The sequence below is a fragment of the Limnofasciculus baicalensis BBK-W-15 genome (assembly GCF_024178385.1).
Lineage (GTDB): Bacteria > Cyanobacteriota > Cyanobacteriia > Cyanobacteriales > Coleofasciculaceae > Limnofasciculus > Limnofasciculus baicalensis.
The window spans coordinates 1-3,622 of sequence record NZ_JAMZMM010000496.1; the positions used below are offsets into that span (position 1 = coordinate 1).

The 3,622-nt window shown below is 44.3% G+C and carries 1 protein-coding gene; it reads right to left on the reverse strand.

Features of this window, described 5'->3' with window-relative positions; genetic code table 11:
- Positions 1–94: 94 nt before the first annotated feature.
- The gene (gcvP, locus tag NJ959_RS27175) at positions 95–3,010 is read right to left on the reverse strand and encodes an aminomethyl-transferring glycine dehydrogenase (protein ID WP_373693722.1); all 2,916 of its coding nucleotides are present in this window, start codon (positions 3,008–3,010) and stop codon (positions 95–97) included.
- Positions 3,011–3,622 lie beyond the last annotated feature (612 nt).

Below are 3,622 nucleotides of genomic sequence, written 5' to 3' on the forward strand. Positions count from 1 at the left end.
GTAGGGGGAAACAAAAAATTTCCTCCTTGTCCTCCTTGTCCTCCTTGTCCCCTTTGTCCCCTTTGTCCTCCTTGTCCTCCTTGTCCCCTTTGTCCTATTTATAATCTTCCATCCCAGCACAAGAACAGACTAAATTGCGATCGCCAAAGGCATTATCAATTCGCCCTACTATAGGCCAAAACTTGTGTTCTCGCGTCCATGGGGCTGGATAGGCAGCCTCGGCGCGAGAATAGGGATGCTCCCATTCATCAGATAGTAAAGTTTCTGCTGTATGAGGGGCATTTTTGAGAGGGTTATTTTCCCGATTCATTTTTCCTGATTCAATTGCTTCAATTTCTTTACGAATTGCCATCATTGCTTCACAAAAACGATCTAATTCCTCTTTCGATTCACTTTCTGTCGGCTCCACCATCACTGTACCCGCGACAGGCCAAGATACAGTAGGTGCATGGAAGCCATAATCCATCAAACGCTTGGCAATATCCTCAACTTCGATAGCAGCGGATTTTTTTAGCGATCGCAAATCTAAAATACATTCATGAGCCACTAATCCCGATTTCCCTTTGTAGAGAATGGGATAATAGGATTCTAACAGACGGGCGATATAGTTAGCGTTAAGAATAGCCACTTTTGTCGCTTCTGTCAACCCCAAAGCACCCATCATCGCAATATACATCCAAGAAATAGTGAGAATGCTAGCACTTCCCCAAGGTGCAGCGGAAATGGCACCAATAGATTGGTTATTAGTTGTTGTTGGTTGTTGGTTGTTGGTTGTTGGTTGTTGACTGCTAATTAATGATACATCTGGTAGAAATGGCACTAGATGAGACATCACCCCAATTGGTCCCATTCCTGGTCCACCACCGCCGTGAGGAATGCAGAAAGTTTTGTGTAGATTTAAGTGACAAACATCTGCACCAAAATCACCTGGGCGGCAAAGTCCAACTTGGGCATTCATATTTGCCCCATCCAGATAAACTTGCCCGCCATGAGTGTGAATTATATCGCAAATCTCTTTAACTTCTTCCTCAAAAACCCCGTGAGTTGAAGGATAAGTAATCATCAAGGCAGCGAGTTCGTTACTATGTTTCTCTGCTTTATTTTTGAGATCTTTTAAGTCAATATTTCCTTCCTCATCGCAAGCAACTGCTACTACTTTTAAACCTGCCATGACTGCACTGGCGGGATTAGTACCATGGGCAGACTCAGGAATTAAGCAAATATTGCGATATACTTCACCTCGATATTCGTGATATTTACGAATGACTAATAATCCAGCATATTCACCTTGAGAACCCGCATTTGGTTGGAGAGAAATACCAGCAAATCCCGTAATTTCTGATAACCATTCCTCAAGCTGTTGGCATAAAATTTGATAGCCTTGAGTTTGGGATTTTGGGGCAAAGGGATGAATTTTACCAAATTCTGTCCAAGTCACAGGCATCATTTCTGCTGTGGCGTTTAGCTTCATGGTACAGGAACCCAAGGGAATCATGGAAGTAGTGAGGGATAAATCCTTGGATTCCAACCGATGGAGGTAGCGTAGTAATTCTGTTTCTGAGTGATAGCGGTTGAATACCGGGTTGGTTAGATAATTGCTGGTACGGGCAAACTTAGCAGCGGATGTGGCAGCGGATGGGTTATTTGTTTTTGCGGAAACTTTGTCCGTAACAAATAATATATCCGTTACATCCGTTACATCCGTTACCCCATCCGTTGCTAATTCTGCTGCTAATTCTCCTACCGTAAAATGTAATTGCTCTCCGGATGCAAAAATTTGCCAAAGGTCAATTAAATCTACTACACTAGTGGTTTCATCTAGAGAAATGCCAATGGCAGTCTCATCTAAAACTCGTAGATTAATTTTACGGGCTGCGGCAGTTTCTAGAATAGTTATTAAGGAACGATTTCCCAATTCTACCCGGAGGGTATCGAAAAAGTGTTCTGAGCCAATTTCATATCCCAAACGCTTCAATCCGGCTGCCAAAATTACCGTTAAATTATGTATTCTCTGGGCAATCCGTTTAATCCCTTCTGAACCATGATAAACAGCGTACATACTAGCAATTACAGCTAGCAATACTTGGGCGGTACAAATATTACTGGTGGCTTTATCCCGGCGGATATGTTGTTCGCGAGTTTGGAGTGCTAGACGGAGTGCGGGTTTCCCTTGAGCATCTTTGGATACTCCGACAATTCTTCCCGGTACTTGCCGTTTGTAGGCTTCTCGCGTGGCAAAATATGCCGCATGAGGTCCCCCGAATCCGAGGGGAACCCCGAAACGCTGAGTGCTTCCTACAGCAATATCTGCGCCAAATTCACCTGGAGGTGTGAGGAGGGTGAGGCTGAGGGGATCTGCGGCGACGGTGGCTAATCCGCCAACTTGATGAACTTTGGCGATAAATTCTCGGTAATCGTAAATTCTGCCGTCGGTGGCGGGATATTGGAGTAATGCGCCGAAGATTTTTGTCTCAAAGTCGAAGGTTTGATGATCGCCGATAATTATTTCTATGCCTAATGGTTTGGCACGGGTGGCTACGACTGCTATGGTTTGGGGATGGCAAGATTGGGAGATGAAAAAAGCATTTGCTTTTGTTTTGCAAATTCCATAACTCATGGTCATGGCTTCGGCGGCGGCTGTGCCTTCATCTAATAATGAGGCGTTGGCGATATCTAATCCTGTTAAGTCAATTATCATTGTCTGGAAGTTGAGTAATGCTTCCAGTCTTCCTTGGGCAATTTCGGCTTGGTATGGGGTATAGGCGGTATACCAGCCTGGGTTTTCTAAGATATTTCGTTGAATTACGGGAGGGGTAATACAGTCGTGATATCCCATGCCAATAAATGAGCGAAATACCTGATTTTTTGAGGCAATTTCCTTTAGTTTGGCAAGGGCTGCGTATTCGCTTTGGGCTGTGGGTAAGTTTAGGGGTTGTTTGAGTCTAATTGAGGCGGGAACTGCTTTGTCAATTAACTCGTCAAGGGAGGCAAATCCTAAAACTTTGAGCATTTTCTGGATATCATTGGTATTAGTACCAATGTGTCTTGCTGCAAAGGAATCGGTTGATATTAGGCTTTCTGGTAGAGACAAAGGCGGCTGAGAGTTGAGAATATTGCGATCGCTGGTGCTAGTGTTTGGGTAATCGCTAGCGCTAGTGTTTGGGTAATCGCTATTCGTATCTGGGTTAACTGTGATATCGAAATTAGACATATCAATCCGATTCGTTGAAGGTTGTTACTAGTTACCTCCTCTCATGAGAGTGTAACCTCTTCTTATAAGAAAATAGCCTGAAAACCCCGTGACTTTAGTCCTCTGATGTACGCGAAGCGCGTTCCCGAGAGCGGAGCGTTCCGAAGGAAAGGGTAAGGCATTGGCAGACTTGAGTCTGCCATGATATAATTAATCGGTCAGTACAAGACATAAAAACCTACCCCCGGACTGGAGGAAAGTTTACGCCCGATTGAGCCAGTTGTAAGACTGGGATAGCAGACCGCCTTTTTGGTAAAAGGATTGCGCACGGGAACCTGATTAATCAGGATATTAAGGCGCTTGATGTCTTAAGAATCCCCGTGTCTTTAGACCGGGGAGTGTCAAGTTGTAACAAAATCGCAACAATAGGTC